This window comes from Burkholderia sp. Cy-637 (assembly GCF_011753175.1).
In the GTDB taxonomy this organism is placed as follows: domain Bacteria; phylum Pseudomonadota; class Gammaproteobacteria; order Burkholderiales; family Burkholderiaceae; genus Burkholderia; species Burkholderia gladioli.
This window is the reverse complement of sequence record NZ_VWWC01000029.1, coordinates 23,469-44,610: the sequence shown is the minus strand read 5'-3', so window position 1 is coordinate 44,610 and position 21,142 is coordinate 23,469. Positions and strand designations below refer to the sequence as shown.

General features: G+C 61.0%; 22 protein-coding genes and 1 pseudogene. 16 read left to right on the top strand and 7 right to left on the bottom strand.

The genetic code is table 11. From position 1 onward, the window contains the following. Window positions 1-12: 12 nt before the first annotated feature. The 6 genes from F3J10_RS11295 to F3J10_RS11270 form a co-directional block, all read right to left on the bottom strand. A complete protein-coding gene (locus tag F3J10_RS11295; protein WP_167242106.1) occupies window positions 13-2,391 on the bottom strand; it encodes a lytic transglycosylase domain-containing protein in 2,379 nt (792 codons plus the stop codon). A 1-nt stretch (window position 2,392) separates the two neighbouring features. Next, on the bottom strand, window positions 2,393-2,893 hold the full coding sequence (locus F3J10_RS11290; RefSeq protein WP_167242105.1) for a hypothetical protein: 501 nt from the start codon (window positions 2,891-2,893) through the stop codon (window positions 2,393-2,395). A gap of 64 nt (window positions 2,894-2,957) precedes the next feature. Next, on the bottom strand, window positions 2,958-3,272 hold the full coding sequence (locus F3J10_RS11285; RefSeq protein ID WP_167242104.1) for a hypothetical protein: 315 nt from the start codon (window positions 3,270-3,272) through the stop codon (window positions 2,958-2,960). A gap of 36 nt (window positions 3,273-3,308) precedes the next feature. Continuing rightward, window positions 3,309-3,740: a hypothetical protein gene (locus tag F3J10_RS11280; RefSeq protein ID WP_167242103.1), complete on the bottom strand. Its 432-nt coding sequence runs from the start codon at window positions 3,738-3,740 to the stop codon at window positions 3,309-3,311. Between the two features lie 6 nt (window positions 3,741-3,746). Then, complete coding sequence (locus F3J10_RS11275) at window positions 3,747-4,028, bottom strand: hypothetical protein (protein ID WP_167242102.1); 282 nt, start codon at window positions 4,026-4,028, stop codon at window positions 3,747-3,749. A 13-nt stretch (window positions 4,029-4,041) separates the two neighbouring features. After that, complete coding sequence (locus tag F3J10_RS11270; protein ID WP_167242101.1) at window positions 4,042-4,560, bottom strand: hypothetical protein; 519 nt, start codon at window positions 4,558-4,560, stop codon at window positions 4,042-4,044. Between the two features lie 261 nt (window positions 4,561-4,821). Between F3J10_RS11270 and F3J10_RS11265 the strand changes: the two genes are divergently transcribed. From F3J10_RS11265 to F3J10_RS11215, 11 genes are all read left to right on the top strand, one after another. Further along, complete coding sequence (locus F3J10_RS11265) at window positions 4,822-5,064, top strand: hypothetical protein (protein WP_167242100.1); 243 nt, start codon at window positions 4,822-4,824, stop codon at window positions 5,062-5,064. A gap of 176 nt (window positions 5,065-5,240) precedes the next feature. Then, entirely contained in the window at window positions 5,241-5,444 is a 204-nt protein-coding gene (locus F3J10_RS11260) for a type II toxin-antitoxin system RelB/DinJ family antitoxin (RefSeq protein WP_205200258.1), read from the top strand. A 195-nt stretch (window positions 5,445-5,639) separates the two neighbouring features. Next, window positions 5,640-7,265 (top strand): virulence-associated E family protein, encoded by a 1,626-nt coding sequence (locus F3J10_RS11255; protein WP_240155525.1) that lies wholly within the window; start codon window positions 5,640-5,642, stop codon window positions 7,263-7,265. A 727-nt stretch (window positions 7,266-7,992) separates the two neighbouring features. Continuing rightward, window positions 7,993-8,508 (top strand): hypothetical protein, encoded by a 516-nt coding sequence (locus tag F3J10_RS11250; protein WP_167242097.1) that lies wholly within the window; start codon window positions 7,993-7,995, stop codon window positions 8,506-8,508. 393 nt (window positions 8,509-8,901) lie between these two features. Beyond that, window positions 8,902-9,207, top strand: a complete 306-nt coding sequence (locus F3J10_RS11245; protein WP_167242096.1) for a hypothetical protein — start codon at window positions 8,902-8,904, stop codon at window positions 9,205-9,207. Window positions 9,208-9,733: 526 nt separating this feature from the next. Then, window positions 9,734-10,420: a hypothetical protein gene (locus tag F3J10_RS11240; protein ID WP_167242095.1), complete on the top strand. Its 687-nt coding sequence runs from the start codon at window positions 9,734-9,736 to the stop codon at window positions 10,418-10,420. A 308-nt stretch (window positions 10,421-10,728) separates the two neighbouring features. Further along, window positions 10,729-10,950, top strand: coding sequence for a helix-turn-helix transcriptional regulator (locus tag F3J10_RS11235; RefSeq protein WP_167242094.1), 222 nt, complete (start codon window positions 10,729-10,731; stop codon window positions 10,948-10,950). Between the two features lie 29 nt (window positions 10,951-10,979). Further along, the gene (locus F3J10_RS11230) at window positions 10,980-11,183 is read left to right on the top strand and encodes a hypothetical protein (protein WP_167242093.1); all 204 of its coding nucleotides are present in this window, start codon (window positions 10,980-10,982) and stop codon (window positions 11,181-11,183) included. Beyond that, window positions 11,183-11,323, top strand: a complete 141-nt coding sequence (locus tag F3J10_RS11225) for a hypothetical protein (RefSeq protein ID WP_167242092.1) — start codon at window positions 11,183-11,185, stop codon at window positions 11,321-11,323. Before F3J10_RS11230 ends, F3J10_RS11225 begins: the two co-directional genes overlap by 1 nt. A gap of 48 nt (window positions 11,324-11,371) precedes the next feature. After that, window positions 11,372-11,749 (top strand): hypothetical protein, encoded by a 378-nt coding sequence (locus F3J10_RS11220; RefSeq protein ID WP_167242091.1) that lies wholly within the window; start codon window positions 11,372-11,374, stop codon window positions 11,747-11,749. Between the two features lie 15 nt (window positions 11,750-11,764). Beyond that, complete coding sequence (locus tag F3J10_RS11215) at window positions 11,765-12,223, top strand: hypothetical protein (protein WP_167242090.1); 459 nt, start codon at window positions 11,765-11,767, stop codon at window positions 12,221-12,223. A 127-nt stretch (window positions 12,224-12,350) separates the two neighbouring features. Here the strand turns inward: F3J10_RS11215 and F3J10_RS11210 are convergent. Continuing rightward, window positions 12,351-13,193 (bottom strand): annotated as a pseudogene (locus F3J10_RS11210) (AMP-binding protein); the annotation flags it as partial. Between the two features lie 156 nt (window positions 13,194-13,349). Between F3J10_RS11210 and F3J10_RS11205 the strand changes: the two are divergent. From F3J10_RS11205 to F3J10_RS11185, 5 genes are all read left to right on the top strand, one after another. Then, the gene (locus F3J10_RS11205) at window positions 13,350-14,159 is read left to right on the top strand and encodes a Crp/Fnr family transcriptional regulator (RefSeq protein ID WP_240155521.1); all 810 of its coding nucleotides are present in this window, start codon (window positions 13,350-13,352) and stop codon (window positions 14,157-14,159) included. A gap of 156 nt (window positions 14,160-14,315) precedes the next feature. Continuing rightward, window positions 14,316-17,501 carry an efflux RND transporter permease subunit gene (locus F3J10_RS11200; RefSeq protein ID WP_167242089.1) on the top strand — a complete coding sequence of 1,062 codons (3,186 nt, stop codon included), beginning with the start codon at window positions 14,316-14,318 and terminating at the stop codon, window positions 17,499-17,501. A gap of 30 nt (window positions 17,502-17,531) precedes the next feature. Then, entirely contained in the window at window positions 17,532-18,878 is a 1,347-nt protein-coding gene (locus tag F3J10_RS11195) for an efflux RND transporter periplasmic adaptor subunit (protein WP_167242088.1), read from the top strand. Between the two features lie 41 nt (window positions 18,879-18,919). After that, the gene (locus F3J10_RS11190; protein ID WP_167242113.1) at window positions 18,920-20,443 is read left to right on the top strand and encodes an efflux transporter outer membrane subunit; all 1,524 of its coding nucleotides are present in this window, start codon (window positions 18,920-18,922) and stop codon (window positions 20,441-20,443) included. Beyond that, a complete protein-coding gene (locus F3J10_RS11185) occupies window positions 20,440-21,135 on the top strand; it encodes a heavy metal response regulator transcription factor (RefSeq protein WP_013690236.1) in 696 nt (231 codons plus the stop codon). Before F3J10_RS11190 ends, F3J10_RS11185 begins: the two co-directional genes overlap by 4 nt. Window positions 21,136-21,142 lie beyond the last annotated feature (7 nt).

Sequence of the window (21,142 nt, the reverse complement as noted above, 5' to 3'; positions counted from 1 at the left end):
TGTTCTCCTAAATTAGTTGACGATGCCGCGAGCATTGTTGTTAACGACGGAACCAATGTGATCGGAGAACGCATCCTTTACCGCTGCTGCCGTTTGTACCGGATCGCCCGATCCCGTCACCTGAATCGAAACTCTGCCGACCTGAACGACAGGCGAGCGGGTTTGGCCGAGAGTCATTTCACGGTCGCCGGGACGTGCGATCGATGCGAAGTAACCTGCGTTCTCCGACAGCGCTTGCCGTTGCATTTCAGCCTGAACGATCGACTGTTGAATCCGGCCGCGCTGTTGCGGCATGAGGCCCGGTGCGTTCAGGCTTTGGCGCATTCCGATGATCGAGTTCTGAAGGCTGGTCATCACCTCACCGGACGCAAACTTAACGTCACCGCTCGACACCTGACCTTGCGAAAGCTGATCAACAGGAATGCCAAGCGCCGATGCGATCGAACCGCGTGCCATGTCCATCGCGCGCACCGTGCGGCGGGATTCGCCACCATTCGGGCCATACGGCGAGCCGTTGTTCTGGAACGTCCAAGTGCCTTGCGCCTTCGGGTTGTATGCGTCCGATTGGGAAGGCGATTGCGGGAACGTGAGCGAACCGCCGCGACCGTCGAACGTGACATTCTGACCCATCACCCGGCCGTAATACGCGGCGTTCTCTGCCGACTGGCCCCACTTCGAAGAATCAGTTCCGCCGTTGTACGCAAGAAGCGCCTTTTCGACATCGCCACCGTACCGCTTCAGGTTCTCCGAATAGATTCGCGCGCCGGCCATCACATTCACACGCGGATCATTCTTCAGTTGGTCAACCGTAACGCCCAAGCCCTTCGCGTTCGACGGCATGATTTGCATGAGGCCGATTGCGCCCTTCGGGGACACTGCCGACTGATCGAATCGCGATTCGGCCGCCATGATGCGCTTGAGGATCAGCGGATCAACGTTGTACTTCGCGGCGGCTTCACGGATCAGCGGGTCATACTGGTTCGTGTCCTTTGCCGAAACGACAGAAGCGCCGAACGTACCTTCATACGCCTTGGAATTGAACGTTGCGGGCGTGTCCTGATAGCCCTTGCCGCCGGTCGGCTGGTTCGCATCGCCCGACTTGCCATCAGGGTTCCCGAATGCCGCCGCGCCGATCTCGCCAGCCCATGCCGCCCATGCGCGATTTTGATCTACGATCGAATTCGAGAAGGCCGACACTGCACCGGAAAACGAGTTGATCGCGCGATTGAACTGCCCTGCGGCTTGGTGCGACTCTTGAGCAACCTTCCGGGCCTGATCGAGCGTCGCTTTGCTCGCGGCTTCCTCACGCTTACCTTGTGCTTCGGCCTGCTTATTGCCTTCTGCGGTTGCATCCGTGAATGCGCGCTCGATGTTGCTCCATACGTCCGAAGCCGAGCCGCCTTTCTTGAACGCTTCCGTGATGCCCTTGGAGACGTTCAGAAGGAACTCGCCCATATTGGCCTGATCGTTCGCGCTGTTCTTCGAATTCTCGTCGAACTTTTCGATCGAACCCGACAGGAACTTTGTGCCCTTCGCGATACCCGACATTAAATCGGCGAAGGCCGGCATGAATTCATCGGCGATCGATTGCTTGATCCGACGCATCGATTCATCGATGTCACCGTATGCGCTCGTCAGTTGTGCCGCCGCCTTGCTCGCTGCGATGTAGGATTGCGCTTGTCCTTCCGTCATGCCGGACAGGTCTTCTTGCGCCTTGCCAACCGCGCGCAGTGCATCGACTTCCTGATAGTTCAGGCCGACGACTTGACCGAGTGCATAGGCTTCCTGTTGACGCGAGTTCGCAAGATTCTTCGCCAGTTCAGAGGCGATCGTATCGGCGGATTTCAGGCGGCCGAATTCATCGTTGATCTGCACTCCGACATAACGCAAGCGCTGCGCATCGCCATTGTTTTGAAGCGGGTCGGTGTAGGCCGATTGCGACATCGTGCCGAGACGTTCAAGAACCGAGCGCGATTGCTCTGCACCGATTCGGCCGTTCGAAGCCTTGCTGATCGAGCGCTGGAAAATTTCGACCTGAAGGCCACCCGTGCCGATCTTCATGCCGAGCGCGGCTTGTTCGTTCATTTCCTTCATGGTCGCGGCGACAGAACGCATAACGGCGTGCAGTGCGAGCAAACCAGCCGCCGCGCCTGCCGTGACCGGCGACACCTTGCCGAGATTCGACACAAGGCCCGTGACGCTGGAGCCAAGCGAACTGATTTCAGCCTTCGATTCCAGCGCGCGCGCCGCAAAACTCTTGACGTCCTTACCCGACTTGACAGCGGTATCCGACACCTTCGACATGCGGTTATCGAGCGTCTGAAGCGTGTTCATCGAGTCTTTCGTATCGACCTGATACTGAAGGACGAACTTTTCGATTTCGTCGGCCATGTTATGCCCCTTCCTGCGCGGTTTCGATGTATGCAGTCATCAGCGGCTTCATGATCTCGACCATCGTTTTCGTTGCCGACTTGCCGATTTCCTCGCCGCACTTGGCCCATGCTTCCAGCTTGTTTTGCGTGGAGCGCGCCGTGTCGATGCCATTCACTGCGAGCGTGTGCATGAATACGGTTTGCAGGTTGATCCACGAACCGCATTGGCTGTTGATCGTTTGCTCGTTACTGAGCCGCACGCCACCAACAGACGCGAAGCTCAGTACGCGCAACATGTAGCCGCGCTGCGAAGTCTTGTCCGATGCCATCAGATAGGCGTCCCAAGCTTCGGCGATTTCGAAGCCATCGATCGCCGGGAACTCTGCGGCCGTGACCTCGACTTGCGATGCACCGACTTCGATGAATTTTCGGGTGATGCGGGCGTCCGGAACGTCGGCCGGTGCTTCCGGGGAGAAATCGGGCGATTCGTTCGAAACGAGACCCTTCAGCTTTTGAAACATATTTAGTTTTCCTTGAGATTGCAACCAAGAGCCATTTTAATGGCTTCTCATGAAATAGAAAAACTCAGGATTTGGCCATGTCGTCACGAACACGAAGGATTGACGCACTAACAAAGCCGGTCTTTTCCGCAATGAAATAAATCTCTTCACCAGCGCGCAAGAGCCGTTCGATTTCAATACGTTCCAGAATGGTCATGGTCGAAAAGCGCCGGGCACGGATCACAGATGCGTCCGACAGCGGGGAGAACGAACGGCGGTCAGGGCAGTTATCGCTACGCAAGAGCGCGTCCGTGTCGATCCCGTTGCAGCGCTCGCCAACCATCCATGCGATCACGCCACTGTTCAGGGTCGCGGCGTTCGATTCGAGATTCGTGTTCATTTGCTTATCCTTTAAAGTTGGTTATCCGAACTAAATTCAGGCGGCCATGACGGCATCTTTTTCATGCGAGTCGAAATGGAATCGGAAGATCGTTTTCCCGTCGACCGTGCGCGGCTTGCTGATGATCGTGCCGCGAAGGAACAGCGTGCGTGCGGCGTTCGGGTAGCTGACGCCCATTTCCACCGACTCGCCCTTGATGATGCGGCGCTGATCGTCAACGTGGCCGGCACGGATCGCGCGCAGGTTCGCGGCATCGCTGGATGCTTGGTCGACAATGACATCGACAAACACGCCGTTTGCGCTGAAGTACACGCCTGCCGCATCGATGGAAGTCACGTCATGCGAACCGTGCCGAACGTCGGCCGCCGCGTCATCGGCGATGTTTCGCAGGTACAGGCCAGCCGGGAACGTTTCGGCACTTTTCAGGAATGCTAACGAATCTGCGGGGATCGTGTGAAGGGAATTCATTTTCGGTTACTCCGGTTTTACGATGTTGAGAAGAACTGCTGGCGAGAGTCGGTAAGTGGTCATCCCGCCGGCAAGCGATCGGGTAGCGCCGAAGCTTTCCATCGCGGCCGACAAAGAGCGGGTGCTGAACTCGGGAACGTCGGCCATGAAGCTTGCGATCCAGCAGCGTGCGCCGTGAAGGTCAAGCGCCTTGACCGTGAGGGCTTCCCCGCTGTCATCCCGCCGCATGGTCGCGGCGAGAAGCAGCAGAGGAAGAATTTCGCGAACTTGTTTCGAGTTTGCGTTCATCTCTGCTTCCCTATTACAGCCGGCCCGTTGCGACCGAGTTGGACGACATACGATCGCGGCTTTCCTGTTCTTCGTGCTCTTTGTAGCGCTCTTGAATGATTCGGTCGAAGCCGGGGAAACGCGATTCGCGCGGCCCCTGCGAACGGCTCTGTTCCTCGCTGCGCGCCTTCAGGCGGATCACCATCGCGGCATCCGATGCGAACGTCGACAGTTCCTTTGCGCGGCTATTCCACGCGGCACGGATCACCTCACTGTCTGCGCCTTCGATTTCATAGTCGAACTGTTCCTTGAACGAATCGCACTTCTCCATTTCTGCGAGTGCATCGGCGATCGAATCGGGATGGCCGACGATGAAATCGGAAAGGGTCGCCGCGAATGCCTCGATGGTGCCGTAGCCGAATGCGCGCAGGCCGACGTAAGTTTCGAACGGTTCGTGGCCGCAAACGTGAATCAGAAACTCGGGGGTGATGTCTTCCGACTTGAGCGAAACGGTTTGCTCGGCGATCGTTGCGGCGTCTTTGATGAAAATCATTTTTGATCCTTGAATGTGAGATTGTTGAGTTCGCATTACGTCTGATTCATGGAAAATCATGAAATGCGATGGGGTGAACTCTAAGGCATGGAAAACCAATTAGCAACGTTCAGTATTTCCCTTGCGAACTAAGTTTCCACAAAGAAGCGGAAAGCACTATTTCTCACTTTGTTCTCATGTCCTCTTCTTCAACCTTTATAGACAATTGCATGCGCGCACCCGCAAACGTAATATTCATGTCCTTTATTAGTCGGAGACATCATGGCCGATACGAAGAGGCTCAGTCTTGATATTGACGCGGCGGAACTGGGCGATCTGGAAACGATTTGCAAGGCGTCCCGCATGACGATTTCCGAGTTCGTGCGGCGTTCGGTGCGGCTTGCTGTCGACACGGGCGAGCTACCCGGCAAGAAATACGATACCGGCATCCGCTCCGGCCGCCGCGTGGGCTTCAAGGTCAATAGGGCGGATCAACCTACATGCCGCGACGCGCAGGCCGTCTGAGGGCGTTCTAGCGATTCTTGCAGTGGAAACTGTAACGGTTGTTTTGGTGATGGAAGTGAGTTTTTATTAATTCCATAAGATTTCGTAAAAAGGTCACGGCTTAAAAATGCTGAACTTTTAAAGTCGAGAAAACATATATAGAATTCTCCCCATACTATCCAACCGTGAGCCGCGACATGGCATGCAAGACATACAGCTTTACGACTGACTCGGAAGTCAAGGCGAAGGCCGACGAAATCCTGAAGTCTTTAGGGATTCCGTTCTCTGCGTTTGTGGAGAATTGCGCGATGAAGTTGATCGAAACGGGAACCGTACCCTTCGACCTCGAATCGATTTATCGGCGCAAGCGCGGGCGCCCCGGCCCTGAAGATCGGGCGTAACAGTTTCAAGTAGTACCGGGCCGCGCGGATCAGCGGTAAGAAAGGAAAGAGCCATAGACCCTGATTCGTTCGGGGTCATGGCTCTTTTTATTTTGTCTTTCGGTTTTTGCTCAGTTCTAGAGCGGGCAAAGAAAAAGCCCCGCAAGAAATGAATCGTGCGGGGCTGAAGGAAATTCAAGGTGAATCAAGGTGAAGATGATTATGAGCAATGTTGGTCACTATGTCAATAAATTCCCGGTTGAAAATCATGGGGATGACGAAGTAGATTTTTCGCTGGATGACCAATCTGAGGAAATGGTAGCCGCCGCGAACATCGAGACTCGTTCGCACGTCCAGCGCACCACCACGCGGCGCAGCGAAATGGAAGTCGAGGCAGAAAGCGCACGTCAAGAGCCTGACCTTGTGAAGCGCGCCCGTCTGTTGTCGGGCCTGCAAGCGATCAACTTCCCTGAAGTCAAGCGGGTCAAGAGTGAGAACGGTTTCGAGACGTACCCGGTTTCGTGCGACCCGAATCGGGTTGCCGTCCTGCACGCGCTTTTCGGCGAAAAAGAACAGCGCCCGCACTTCGATGAATTCAAGGGTCGCGTTGTCGACTATCGCGGCAAAACGATCGATGACCATTACAGCACCGTCGACCTCATGAGCGCGTTCGGCGCGGCCGGCCTCAAGTCGCAATCGATGAAGGTGCTTCGCGACACGCTGAAAGAGTATGCACTTTCGGAACGTCGCAACGATCTGATTGATTCGCTGAACAAACGAATCCCGGCATGGGATGGCGTCGAACGCCTCGACATGGCCCTGATCAACCTGTTCAAGCCGCTCGACTCCAAGCTGAACCGCAACATGTCGCGGTACTTCTTCATGTCCCTCTACGCCCGACTCATGCACCCCGGCGCGTTTGCCCCGGTCGTGTTGTGCCTGATCGGTGGACAGAACGCGGGCAAGTCGTACTTCGGCAAACTTATTTGCGAAGAAATCCTGAACGATCGCGCGGCTTCCCCCGCGCCGCTGAACCTTGACGGCTCCGCAAATGATTTCCTGCGAGACATCACGGGTAGCTCCGTTGTCGCACAGGTCGGCGAAATGACCGGTTTCACGCGCGGCGACATGAACAAGATCAAGCAATTCATCACGTCCACCACGGACACGATGAATTACAAGTTCGAAGGCTCGATTCAACAGCCGCGCCAGTGGGTCATGGTCATGGACGGCAATAAGTACGAAGGGATTCAGCGTGACGATACCGGCAATCGCCGTTTCTATCCGCTTTTCGTCGGGCAAATCGAAGGGGAAGGGAACGAAAAGGCATGGAAAGAAGATTTCATTGTCGATTACTCCAATTTCCGTGCGGAATTCTGGCAAATCCTCGCTGAAGCGAAGGAATCCTATGAAAAGCTCGGCGAAATCGGCTATAACCGACTCGTCGGTGAGTCGATCGAGATGGTCAAAAACTTCAGCGCGGCGGAACGTGACTCGAATAGCGGCACCACCCGAAACACTGCTATCGAAGTCCACTTGTCGAGCGTCCTTTCGAAGATGCTCGCCGCAGGCAAGTTCTGGTTCAAGCGCGAAGGCAAAAAGAACCCTCCTGGCGCGGCATTCTTATTGCCCGACTTCAGCCAGTTTTTCTATAACGAGACGCGCGAACGGGTGAACTTCGATCACCTCAAGCCGGCGCTTTCCGCTTTGGGTGCGACGTTCGCAAAGAACGTAGGCGGCAACCGTCCGGGGTACATTTTCGAAGAGAAATCCGTAGAGGATGTCGAGAAAATCTTCTCCAATGAATTTGTGGAGAAAGAAGACAATCACGGGGGATTCTAAAACTTTTTGACTAAAGCGTAATTAAGGCGGGTTCAGTCTTCGGATTGAGCCCGTTTTTGCATTCTGAGCCGGAATTCTCGCGGCAATTCGTTGTGAAAAAACAACATAGAAATGACGGTTCAAGGCTCGAATTCAACCGACAAAGCATGTCTTGCCGAAGAAAACTGCCGCGCAAGTCAGGGCGGCCGGTGAGAGATTGAGTGGAAATTTACTCGCCGCGTGATTTTCGGCGTGATTTTGTGTTCCACAATGAAAGTTAGGGGGCAACTTTCCGAAAGTTATTTGTGCGAAATTGTCGAAGAAATGGTGAAAAAGAGGTGCCGCGAGGTGCAGAAGGCGTCAGGTAACTTACCTAAAGTATGGGCTTACCTGAACCCTACCTGCCGCAAAGCCTTATCCAGCAAGGGATACAGTGGTCTAGGTAAGCAGGTAAGGTAAGACGCATTTTTTCAAGAGCCATAGCATGTGTGTGTGAGCGTGTGTGTGTGTGTATCTATACCTTATTACCTATTTACCTAATTACCTAGATATAGAAATTTCCATATGGATCAAGGGCTTGCGGCCGAAAATTTCGGGTAAGCCCCCTCGCGGCTCGCTTACCTGCTTACCTAAGCCGAAAATCACGCGGCGCATATCACGCGACTGATTAACCGTCAACCGGCCATTGAGATAATTCTCGCGGCGGTGTAGGATTCATGATCTTTAGCGCTGCTGACTGAAAATCTTTATGAATGACTTGAAAAAACTTTATCCGCTCGATTTCGCAAGTTCGGCGTGCGCTGCCGAATCGCCGGGCGAATTCCGGAAATACGCAGAACTGAAGGTCAAGGGCTGGCCGAGTGCTCGCGCGGCGATCTTTGCGTTCGACCTGATCAATGAATGCGTCGACCTGTCGAATCTCAATGCGCTAACCCAAGCGCTCGACACCAACCCGGCCGTTGTGCAAATGATCGAGGCGATGACGGACGCATCGGAAGGTTCCGGCCTTTGGTCTGCGAAGAAGGCGGTGGTTCGTCTTCTCGCCATCATCGAGCATCCGGACACGCGAGACGCGGCGCGCATCTCTGCGATCAAGGAATTGAACGTGCTTTCGGGCATCACGGTTATCGACGACAAGGGCAACACGAAAGCGGGCGGCCTTTCCGATTTCTACAGCCTCATGGCGAAGGCTCGCGGCGAACTTGCGGAAGAGTTCAAAGCATCGATGGAAGCATCCGGCGACAAGGAAGCGACCAAGCACTGACAGCCCCGCCAAGGCGCCCGCGACCCTTCAGGCTATCTACCCCTTAGCCGACCATCAACAGCCCCGCCACGGGGCTGTTTTCCTATCTGCCGTCGATTTCTAGCGCGGCCGATCGCCAACATTCCCTGCCGAACCCCAAAATCACCCGCGAGACAGCGCTTTCGTCAGTTCTGCCGGCCATTGCCTACGCGGAACGATTGCCACTCAGATACTTGAGCCCTTGAATCAAGGTGTTTCCGAAGTTTCCAAACCTTGATTTAGGACACGCTCAGGACAGTATCCCCACAAATCAACCCGGCTAACACAAACAACCTTTTCCGTCAATTGCACAGTGATTTACCAATAGGTAAACTTCCGCATGTTTACAAATCAGTCAATTAAGGAGTGCGAAAAATGAATTTCATCGAGAAACTTGACTTCGATCACGGCTCGCGTGCCGCAAAGCTGTCTTTCATTCGCAAGCTCGACTCGAAAACCGGCGAACTTATCCGCCTCTACGCTTGCGGCGCATCCCTGCGCGAGTGCAAGGGCTTCGGTGAACCCATGCTCAACCCTCCTGAACTGATTTCGGCCGATGACCCGCGCGCACATACCGAGTTCGCGAGCATTCGGCGCAGTGACCCGGACTTTTTCGAGCGCATCGTATCCGAGCAAAAGGAAGCGTTCCGAGCGGCCTTTGAATCGACCAAGCCGGCCTAATCAGAATCGCGAACGGGCGCGGCGATACGAACGGCGCCCCATGAACTAGAGGAATTTATGGTCTTCGGGAGGAATCGACGATTCAAACATAAGGAATCCGAAAGAAAAGCAAAGAGCAAGGAAACGAAAAAGAGGTTGGTCGTTTCGGTTCTGATTTTTGCGCTCAGGGTTCTTGCTGCAAGTCACTTTTTGGATAAGCTCGACATCCTTGGACTTCTGCAAAATCCGGCTCACGCAATAGTCGTAACGTTGCATCAAATCCAAGCCCGCCCGCCGCCTTTCGATGAGGTTCCTTGACCTTCCCCCTCGGCCTGCCCTCGCGGCGGGCCACGCGCCTTTCTACCGGCCTTCCCGCGCCATTCCCGCATCGATCTTCACCCACGAAGCACAAGGCCACGCATCGAACAGCGCCTTACCCGCCGTTCCCTCGCGGCGATTCTGAGAGTTCCCCGCCGACTTACCAGACGTACAATTATTCGTCTGTATGACTAAACATTTTCCGTCAATCAATCGAGGACTTTTAAACATGGCAACACCGCCCGACGTTCCCTATTTCATGGAAACACCGCACTTTCCGCCCGGCAGTCTCGGAAATATCAGCCAGCCGCGCTATGTTCACTTCACGCAGAACAGCGCGGACGGGGCGATGACCGTGCGCCGCGATGGCGCAGTGTTCCAAACCCTGACACCTGACGGCTTGCCGATCCATCCGCCGCGCTTCCTTCGAAAAACGGCAGACTGGCGCAACTTCATGAACAACGGCAACCGGGAGTTCTTTGCGAACGTGAACGGAATCTTCGCCTTCCCGCCGGAATACGCATCGGTGCCCGACTGGCCAGAAGTCGCTGACCCTGCACCGGGCAATGCGCCGCCCGCTCAATATCCGCTCGATGCCGTGCCGTTCCATCTGGAAGGCATGGTGCCGTTTGGCATCGCCACGAACCTGACGGATTCGAATCCGGATTCCCCGTTCAAGCCCTCGACCATGTTCTATCAGGACGAGTATCAGGGGCGCATGATCGTTCGGCGAGATGGTGCAGTGTTCCTGATTTCCGATCCGGACGGCAATTACATCGACCCGCCTCGATTCATCCGAAAGACGGTCGCGGATCAAGCGAAGTTCAATCCGAGCTTCACCGGCCCCGATCCGGCGTTCAAGCAGTATCCGCCTGAGTACATCGCCACTCCGTTCACGGACGGAAGCGCGCAGTAAAGCGTGAAACATCGCGGCAAGTGTCCCGGAAAATGTACATGAAATGATTTCGGGCCTTGCTGCGCGGCGCTTTCAATCGCTCCACTTAGGCGATAGCCGCTCGATTTGCCAGCCTTATCCCATTGCAACAAAAATTTTTCAATGTGTTGTTTTTCGGGAACAATGCCGTGAAAGCCTTATCCAGTAAGGCGAAGAGTTTTCGACTTCAACATTAAAAGTTGAAAATACACGATTCAACTAATACTGACAATTGCGCGAGTCAAACGGGGTATTTACTATTCACTCACACATTAACCAAGGGGTAAAATATGACTTTGATTTCGAAAGCGCTCACCGATGCCGGCATGAGTCAATACCGACTCGCGCAATTGTGCGGCGTTAGTGCGAGCGCAATCAATCGTGCAGCAAACGGGGAAATGAACGTTTCCCTGAAAATCGCTCAGAGGATCGAGAAGAATCTTCCGGGCATCACCGTTCGCGGCATCATGGCTGAACAACTGGAACGCAACCTCAAGAGGGCCGCAGAATGACCGCTCACGAAATTATTTCGGCGCAAAACATGAAGACCGCAAAGGGAATCGTAACGCGTATCAGCGGTTCGAACCTCTTTTCGAAATTCGCTCGATTTGCTCAGGTCGCCGGCCGCACGCTCGCGCTGATCAAGGGCGGCATGTTTGAAAGGGTGACGTGCGCGGAAGTTATGCGAGTGATCATCGAATGGCCGCGATTCATCCGCATGGCAAAGGTTCAGGGGATCATCTAATGGACACGATTCTGACGATCGGCAAAACGTCGCTGTACGTGATCGGGCTCTATCTGTCTCTTGCGCCGAAATCGCATTGGATGGCGATCATCAACAGCGTTTCGAACTCTTGCTCGCGGCTCGTTGCATTGCGCAAGTAACCGTCGACCAATCACAAGCCGCAAACTCTTTTTTTAGGAAATCTTACTATGTTGCTCAAATCTGATCGTCAACCCTTCGTTGCGAATGAACTGAAGAATCGGGAGTTCCAGAAGAAAAACCGCTGGATTTTCCGTGAATACATACAAGCGCGGAAGTCTGGTAAGCGGGCGATCAATGCCGCGCCCCTGATCCTGTCGCCGTTCATCTTTTTCGAGGAACCGATCGAACTTGAGGCGGTTGTGATCACGATGGAAGAGATTTGCAAAAAGCATATCTTCGGAAACACCGTTCGGGACACGATCACGCAAACGCTTCGCGAGTTGGCATATGATTCTGAACTGTCGATTAACGAGATGCGGCGGGCGCTTGGCTTCCTCGAAATGGTCGAGGCAAACCCGGCAATGTTCGATGTTGAATGTAGGTAACGAACAGGAATTCGAATGAAATCATTTCTCTTCGCGATCGTTGCGTGCGCGGCGGTTCTTTCTGGTGCGGCCCGCGCTGAGTCGACCGATTACGACATGTCTCGCATGACTCCGGGTGAGCGTGCCGACTACATGCAACGGTTGGAACAGGCGGCACAATACGTCCGGCAACAGGAAGAGGCGCAAGAGTGGACGCGCCGCAACGAAGCGCAACGGCAGGCAGAACGCGCAGCAGCAGAAGGCCGCCGAAACACCCGTGACGCATACGGCCGAGACTTCGATTCATACGGGAACGCGCTTCCCTACGGGCTGAAGGATCGGTGCCTAGCGATGCAGGCGACACGCGGCTTTGTGGCGAGTTCGTGCGCTCGATACGGGGTAGTCTTCAACGAATCCGAACTGAGGGCATACCGCCGCGATACAGGCGCGAAATTCGTGCCGATCAAGCCCGGTGAGTATGTCCAGAACTTTTAACCTCCCGAAGCAACCTTTCGAACCCTTCCTCCTAAGCGGCAAGCGTCCTAACCGGGCCTTGCCGCTTTTCCTTTTTAGGTACACTGTTAGGACACTGGAACGGGAAACTCGCTTGGTTTCTGGCTTTTTGCACGATCGGCGCGCCGCTGTAGTGAGTGACGCCCTCGCGGCGGATCAGCTCGAACACGGTGCGCGGATCGAACTTGCGCAGGCAGACGTTGACGCCGGCGCGCGCCGCGATCGCCCAGGGGAAGCACCAGCCGTTGCAGTGGAACATCGGCAGCGTCCACAGGTAGACGGCGTGCTTGGGCATGTCCCATTCGAGCAGGTTGGAGATCGCCGCCAGGTAGGCACCGCGATGGTGATAGACCACGCCCTTCGGGTCGCCGGTGGTGCCCGAGGTGTAGTTCAGCGCGATCGCCTGCCATTCGTCGGCGGGCGGCGCCCAGGGCGTGTCGGGGTCGCCGCCGGCGAGGAAGGCGTCGTAGTCGGTGGCGCCGCCGAAGCTGGCGGGATCGGCCGGCATCGCGTCGGCCACGCAGACGATGCGCAGCCCCGGCAGTTCCTCGGCCGCGCGCCGCGCCACCTCGGCGTATTCGGTATCGACGATCAGCAGCTTCGCCTCGCCATGGCGCAGCATGAACAGCACCGAGGCGGCGTCGAGCCGCGTGTTGATCGCGTTGAGCACGGCGCCCGCCATCGGCACGCCGAAGTGCGCGTCGAGCATCGGCGGAATGTTCGGCAGCATCGCCGCCACCGTGTCGCCAGGCGCGATGCCGGCCTCCTTCAGCGCGCCGGCCAGGCGCCGCGCGCGGGCATAGGCCTCGCGCCAGGTGTAGCGCTGCTCGCCATGCACCACCGCGAGCCGATCGCCATACACCTCCGCCGCGCGCGCGATGAAATCGGTCGGCGTGAGCGGCACGTAGTTGGCCTCGCGCCGCTCCAGTCCCGTCTCGAACAACTGCGTCATGTGCTGTCTCCCGCGGGCGCGCCCGCTCGTTATTGGCGATATCGATCCGATCGTAATTGCGCTAGGCTACTCGGCGCATTGTGAGCCGTCTGTCATCGAAACGACAGACTCGCCCGTCGCGAACCCGCGTTATCCCTAAGCTCGCTAACCCTGTCCATGTCCGACGCCGCTTCCGACGCCGTTTCCGCCACCCTGCCGGCCCTCGCCGAGACGGCTTCGCCGGCCACCGCCGATGCCGATTTCAATGACGCGGCGGCGCCCGCCTGGCCCGAGCGCATCACGCCCGAACTGCTGGCCACGCTGTTCGCGCGCTGCGGCTGGTTCCGCGCGCTGGCGCCCGAGCACCAGGCTCGCGTGCTGGCCGATGCGCGTGCCGAGCAGCGCGAGGCCGGCGACTGGGTGGCGCGCCGCAACGCGCCTTCCAGCGACTGGATCGGCGTGCACGACGGGCTGGTCAAGCTGTCGATCCACAACGCCTCGGGGCGCGGCTGCACGCTCTCGGGCGTGCCCTCGGGCGGCTGGTTCGGCGAGGGCAGCGTGATCAAGCGCGAGCTGCGCAAGTACGACGTGGTCGCGATCCGCCGCTCGCTGGTGCTGTTCGTGCCGGCCGACACCTTCCATGCCCTGCTCGACAGCAGCCTGCCCTTCACCGGCTTCGTGATCCGCCAGCTCAACAATCGCATGGGCGAATTCATCGCCTCGATCCAGAACGCTCGGCTGCTCGAGGTCGACGCGAGGGTGGCGCAGGCGCTCGCGCAATTGTTCAACCCCGATCTCTATCCCGATACCGGCCCGACCCTGCCGATCTCGCAGGAGGAACTCGGCATGCTGGTGGGCGTGTCGCGCCAGCGGGTCAACCAGGCGCTGCGCAAGCTGGAGCGGCTGGGCCTGCTGGCGCTCGCCTACAACCAGATCGCCGTGACCGACCTCGCGGGCCTGCGCGCGATCGGCACCGACCAGATCTGAGCACCGAAACCGGGCGAAATCCGCATTCCTGTGACGAATCTCCGGCCATTTCTGACAATTCGGTCATTTTGGTGTCAGGAAAGCGTCCCGGCCACCTGACTATCATCCACTCCCAATCCTCGTCCCGCCCTTCGAGCCGCCCCCCTTCCTGCCTCCATGTGGATCGTCAATCTCGCGCTGCGCCGCCCGTACACGTTCATCGTGATGGCCATCATGATCCTGCTGGCGACGCCGCTCGCGCTGGTCAGGACCCCGACCGACGTGCTGCCGTCGATCGACATCCCGGTGATCAGCGTGATCTGGAGCTACAGCGGCTTCTCGGCGCGCGACATGGCCGAGCGCATCACCTCGGTCCATGAGCGCACGCTGACCACCACCGTCAGCAATATCGAGCATCTCGAATCGCAGACGCTGCCCGGCATCGCGATCGTCAAGGTGTTCCTGCAGCCGGGCGCGAACACCCAGACCGCGATCGCGCAGACGGTGTCCTCGGCGCAGTCGATCGTGCGGCAGATGCCGCCCGGCGCCACCCCGCCCCTGGTGATCAGCTATTCGGCATCCAGCATCCCGGTGCTGCAGCTGGGCCTGTCCAGTTCCTCGCTGAGCGAGGAGTCGCTGGCCGACATCGCGCAGAACTTCCTGCGCCCGCAACTGGTGACGGTGCGCGGCGTGCAGATCCCGGCGCCCTATGGGGGCCGCACGCGCGTGATCTCGGTCGACCTCGACATGCAGGCGCTGATGGCCAAGGGCCTGACGCCCTCCGACGTGGTCAACGCGGTGGGCGTGCAGAACCTGATCCTGCCGACCGGCACCGCCAAGATCGGGCCCACCGAGTACCGGGTCGGCACCAATGCCTCGCCCGACACGGTGGGCGAGCTGAACCGGCTGCCGATCCGCACCCAGAACGGCGCGACCATCTACCTGTCCGACGTGGCCCACGTGCGCGACGGCTTCACGCCGCAGACCAACGTGGTGCGCAAGGACGGCCAGCGCGGCGTGCTGATCTCGATCCTGAAGAACGGCGATGCCTCCACGCTGCAGGTGGTGGGCGCGCTCAAGGCGCTGCTGCCGAGCGTGGCGGCCACCCTGCCGGCGGACCTGAAGATCACCTCGCTGTTCGACCAGTCCGTGTTCGTGAAGGCCGCCGTGCAGGGCGTGATCCACGAGGCGCTGATCGCCGCGCTGCTGACCGCGATGATGATCCTGCTGTTCCTCGGCAACTGGCGCAGCACGCTGATCATCGCGGTATCGATCCCGCTGTCGATCTTCACCTCGATCCTGGTGCTCTCGGCGCTCGGCCAGACCATCAACATCATGACCCTGGGCGGTTTGGCGCTGGCGGTCGGGATCCTGGTGGACGACGCCACCGTGACCATCGAGAACATCGAGCGGCACCTGCACCTGGGCACCGGGCTGCGCGAGGCGATCCTCGACGGCGCCGGGGAGATCGCGGTGCCGGCGCTGGTGTCGACGCTGTGCATCTGCATCGTGTTCGTGCCGATGTTCTTCCTGACCGGCGTGGCCCGCTACCTGTTCGTGCCGCTGGCCGAGGCGGTGGTGTTCGCGATGCTGGCCTCCTACGTGCTGTCGCGCACCCTGGTGCCGACCCTGGCGATGCTGCTGTTCCGCCGCGCCGGCCCGCATCCGGGCGACACCGACCCGGCCCAGGCACGGCGCCCATCGCGTTTCGCGCGCATCCACCACGGCTTCGACCGCGCCTTCGAGCGCCTGCGCGCGGGCTACATCGTGCTGCTCGGCATGCTGATCGTGCGCCGCCGGGTGGCCGCGATCGCCTTCCTCGGCTTCTGCCTGCTGTCGACCGGGCTGATCTTCGCGCTCGGCCGCGACTTCTTCCCGAACGTCGATTCCGGCAACATCCGCCTGCACATGCGCGCCCAGACCGGCATCCGCATCGAGGAGACCGCGCGCCTGGCCGACCAGGTCGAGCAGGTGGTGCGCGAGGTGGTGCCGCCGGACCAGCTCGACACCATCGTCGACAACCTCGGCCTGCCCTCGAGCGGCATCAACCTGTCCTACAGCAACGCCGGCACGATCGGCACGCTCGACGGCGAGATCATGATCGCGCTGAAGGAAGGCCACCCGAGCGCGCATCGCTACATCGAGACGCTGCGCCGGATCCTGCCGCAGCGCTTCCCCGGCATCGAGTTCTTCTTCCAGCCGTCGGACATCGTCACGCAGATCCTCAACTTCGGCCAGCCGGCGGCGATCGACGTGCAGCTGCAGGGCAACGACGCGGTCTCCAACATGGCGATCGCCAGCCGCCTGCTCAAGCAGATCCGCACCGTGCCGGGCGCGGTCGACGCGCACATCCTGCAGCGCATCGACGAGCCGATGCTGACCGCCTACATGGACCGCACGCGCATGCAGCAACTGAACCTGTCGGCGCAGAACGTGGCGCAGAACGTGCTGATTTCGCTGGCGGGCACCTCGCAGACCACCCCGACCTTCTGGGTCAATCCGCAGACGGGCGTGCAGTACCCGCTGACGATCCAGACGCCGCAATACCAGATCCACTCGGTGGGCGACCTGCTCAGCACGCCGGTGGCGGCCACCGGCAACCTCGGCGCGCCCTACCAGTTGCTCGCCAACCTGGCCGACCTGCGCCGCAGCGTCGATCCGGCGGTGGTCACGCACTACAACATCCGGCCCGTCACCGATCTCTACGTCAGCGTCGACGGGCGCGACCTGGGCGCGGTGGCCTCCGACATCGACACGCTGGTCGGCAAGGCGCGCGCGACGCTGCCGCGCGGCACCAGCATCACGCTGCGCGGCCAGGTCGACACCATGCGCAGCTCCTACTTCGGCCTGGGCGCCGGGGTGGCGATGGCGATCGTGCTGGTCTACCTGCTGATCGTGGTGAACTTCCAGTCCTGGATCGACCCGCTGATCATCATCAGCGCGATGCCCGCGGCGCTGGCCGGGATCGCCTGGATGCTGTTCGTCACCGGCACCCACCTGAGCGTGCCGGCGCTGACCGGCGCGATCATGACGGTGGGCGTGGCGACCGCCAACTCGATCCTGGTGGTGGCCTTCGCGCGGCAGCGGCTCGATGCCGGCGTGCCGGCGCTGTCGGCCGCGCTGGAGGCGGGCGCCACGCGGATCCGCCCGGTCATGATGACGGCGCTGGCGATGATCATCGGCATGATCCCGATGGCGCTCGGGCTCGGCGAAGGCGCCGAGCAGAACGCGCCGCTGGGCCGCGCGGTGATCGGCGGCCTGCTGTTCGCCACCGTCTCGACGCTGTTTTTCGTGCCGCTCGTGTTCGCGGGCGTTCATCATCGCCTGGCGAAGCGGCGCGAGCATCGCGCCGAAGCGTCCTGACCCCTGGATTCGTATAGACCGGTTGAACTCATGGAAGACAAACGTCACAGCGCCGTCGGGCTCCACGTCGACGAATCCGGGCTCGACCTGCCCGCCCGCGCGCAGGTCCGCCGACGCACCCGGCTCGCCCTGGTGGTGGTGGCCGTGGTGCTGGCCGCGCTCGCGGCGCGCACCCTGGTGGCCGACTACCTGAACCGCGGCCGGCTCGACCGGCTGGCCGAGCAGAACGCGCGCCAGTACGTGAGCGTGGTCGAGCCCAGCCCCTCCAAGGGCGATACGCGCCTGGCCCTGCCGGGCACCCTGCGCGGCTACGTGGAGGCGCCGATCTACGCGCGCGCCAACGGCTACGTGAGCCGCTGGGACGTCGATATCGGCACGCGCGTGAAGGCCGGCCAGGTGATGGCCGAGCTCGATACGCCCGAGGTCGACCAGGAATACGCGCAGGCCGTGGCGCAGCGCCAGCAGGTGCAGTCCTCGCTGGCCCTGGCCAAGACCTCCTTCGATCGCGCCCAGCAGTTGCGCCAGCGCGATGCGGTCTCGCAGCAGGAGCTCGACGATCGCCAGGGCGCCTACAACCAGGCGGTGGCGAACCTCTCGGCGGCCGACGCGAACGTGCGCCGCCTGACCGAGCTGAAGGGCTTCCAGAAGATCGTCGCGCCGGTGGACGGCGTGGTCACCCAGCGCAACATCGATATCGGCGACCTGGTCAATGCCGGCAACGGCGGCGCCGGGCGCGCGCTGTTCGTGGTGACCCAGGCCGACCGGCTGCGGCTCTACGTGCGCGTGCCGCAGACCTACGCGCAGCAGGTCAGGCTCGGCCAGCACGTGGCGGTCACGCAATCGGAGCTGCCGGGCCAGGCCTTCGACGGCACCGTCACGCATACCGCGCAGGCGATCGACGTGGCCACCCGCACGCTGCAGATCGAGATCACGCTGCCCAACGCCGACGGCCGGCTGCTGCCGGGTGCCTATGTGAAGGCCACCCTGCCGATGGCCGCGGTCGGCACCCTGACGATTCCCGCCAACACGCTGCTGTTCCGCGCCGAAGGGCCGACCGTGGCGGTGGTGGGCGCCGACGGCAAGGTCGCCCTGCATCCGGTGCAGATCGCGCGCACGCTCGGCAAGACGCTCGAGATCGACACCGGCGTGTCGCCGGGCGACCGCATCGTGCTGAATCCGAGCGATTCGCTCGCCACCGGCGACGTGGTGATCGCCAAGGCGGCCGCGCCGGAACAGGTCGCCGGCAAGGCGGCGGGCAAGCCGGCATCGAATCCGGCCGCGAATTCGGCTGTAACTCCAGCCGTAGATTCGGCCGCAATGCCGGCCCCCGCATCGGCGTCGGCATCGGGCGCTTCCGCGCCGGGGGCCGGATCGTGAAGACGCCGCGCGCCTCGTCCGGGCCCCGCGCCGGCACCGCGATGCGCCGGCCGGCAGCCATCGGCCTCGCGCTGCCGGCGCTGGCCGCCGCGCTGCTGGCCGGCTGCGCGGTCGGCCCCGATTACCACCGCCCCGAGGTCGAGACGCCGGCCGCCTGGCAGCAGCCGGCGGGCGACACCTATTGGCAGCGTGCGCGCCCCTCGCATGCCTCGCTCACGCCCGACTGGTGGCAGGCCTTCAAGGATCCGCTGCTCGACGAACTGGAAACGCGCGCGCTGGCGGCCAACCAGACGCTGGCCGCGGCCGCGGCCCATTACGCCCAGGCCAGGGCCACCCTGGCCTCGACCGCGTCGGCCCAGTTGCCCTCGGTCGGCCTGAACGCCGGCGCGAGCCGCGAGAAGATCTCGGCCGACCGCCCGCTCACCAACTACGCGCAGCGCAACCAGTCGACGGTCCAGAACGACACGCAGATCGGCGCGACGGCCAGCTACGAGCTGGACCTGTTCGGCCGCATCCGCCGCAACGTCGAGGCCGCGCGCGCCAGCACCGAGCAATCGGCCGACGACCTGGCCAATGCCCGCCTGGTGCTGACGGCCGACCTGGCCACCGCCTACCTGGCGCTGCGCGAGACCGATGCCGAGATCGACGTGCTGAACCGCTCGGTGGCGCTGCAGCAGAAGGCGCTCGACTTCGTCAGCGCGCAGCACGAGCTGGGCGCCGTGTCGGGCCTGAACCTGCTGCAGCAGCGCTCGCTGCTGGACGCCACGCGCACCCAGGCGCAGTTGCTGCTCAACACGCGCCAGCAATACGAGCACGCGATCGCGACCCTGGTCGGCACGCCGGCGCCCTCGTTCTCGATCGCCCCGCGCGTGCAGCCCTTGATCGCGCCGGCCCTGCCGACCGGCCTGCCCAGCGACCTGCTGCAGCGCCGCCCCGACGTGGCCTCGGCCGAGCGCGCGATGGCCGCCGCCAATGCCCAGATCGGCGTGGCGCGCGCGGCCTATTTCCCGCGCATCGTGCTGTCGCCCGACATCGGCTGGGACGCCACCAACTTCGCCAGCCTGTTTACGGTGCCGTCGCTGCTGTGGTCGGTGGGCGCCTCGGTCTCGCAGCCGCTGTTCGAGGGCGGCCGCCTCAAGGCCGGCGTCGACTTCGCCCAGGCCGGCTACCAGGCCGCCCAGGCGAACTACCGGCAGACCGTGCTGGGCGCCTTCGAGGAAGTGCAGAACGCGGTGACGGGCCTGTCCACGCTGGACGAGGCCGAGCGGCGCGCCCGCGCCGCGCTGGAGGACGCGCGCCGGCTGGTCTCGCTGGCGCAGGACCGCTACGCGGGCGGCCTGACCGCCTATATCGACGTGATCAGCGCGCAACAGCAGCTGCTCACCAGCGAACGCCAGGAAGTGCAGATTCGTGGCCAACGTGCCGCGCTGGTGGTATATCTCGCAAAAGCGCTCGGCGGCGGCTGGTCCGCGACCGATCCGGCAGGCGGCGGCGACACGCCGGCCCGCGCCGGAGCGGGCGCGGCCGATCTCGCCGCCGGGCCAGCCAACGGGAAAGCCGAATGAAAGTATTGATCGTCGAAGACGAACCGAAGGTCGTCGATTACCTGAAGAGCGGGCTGTCGGAGGAAGGCTGGGTGGTCGACACCGCCACCGACGGCGAGGACGGCGCCTGGAAGGCCGTCGAATACGACTACGACGTGGTCGTGCTGGACGTGATGCTGCCGAAGATCGACGGCTTCGGCGTGTTGCGCGCGCTGCGCGCGCAGAAGGACACGCCGGTCATCATGCTGACCGCGCGCGACCGCGTCGACGACCGCGTGCGCGGCCTGCGCGGCGGCGCCGACGACTACCTGACCAAGCCCTTCTCCTTCCTCGAGCTGATCGAGCGGCTGCGCGCGCTGACGCGCCGCGCGCGCGTGCAGGAATCGACGCTGATCTCGATCGGCGACCTGCGGGTCGACCTGATCAGCCGCCGCGCCACCCGCAACGGCATCCGCCTGGACCTGACCGCCCAGGAATTCCAGCTGCTCGGCGTGCTGGCACGCCGGCGCGGCGAGGTGCTGTCGAAGACCACCATCACCGAGCTGGTCTGGGACGTCAATTTCGACAGCAACGCCAACGTGGTGGAAACCGCCATCAAGCGTCTGCGGGCCAAGCTCGACGGCCCGTTCTCCGACAAACTGCTGCATACCATCCGCGGGATGGGATACGTGCTCGAGGTCCGCGACGAGCCCGAACCCGACCTGCGCCGCTGAGGTTGCG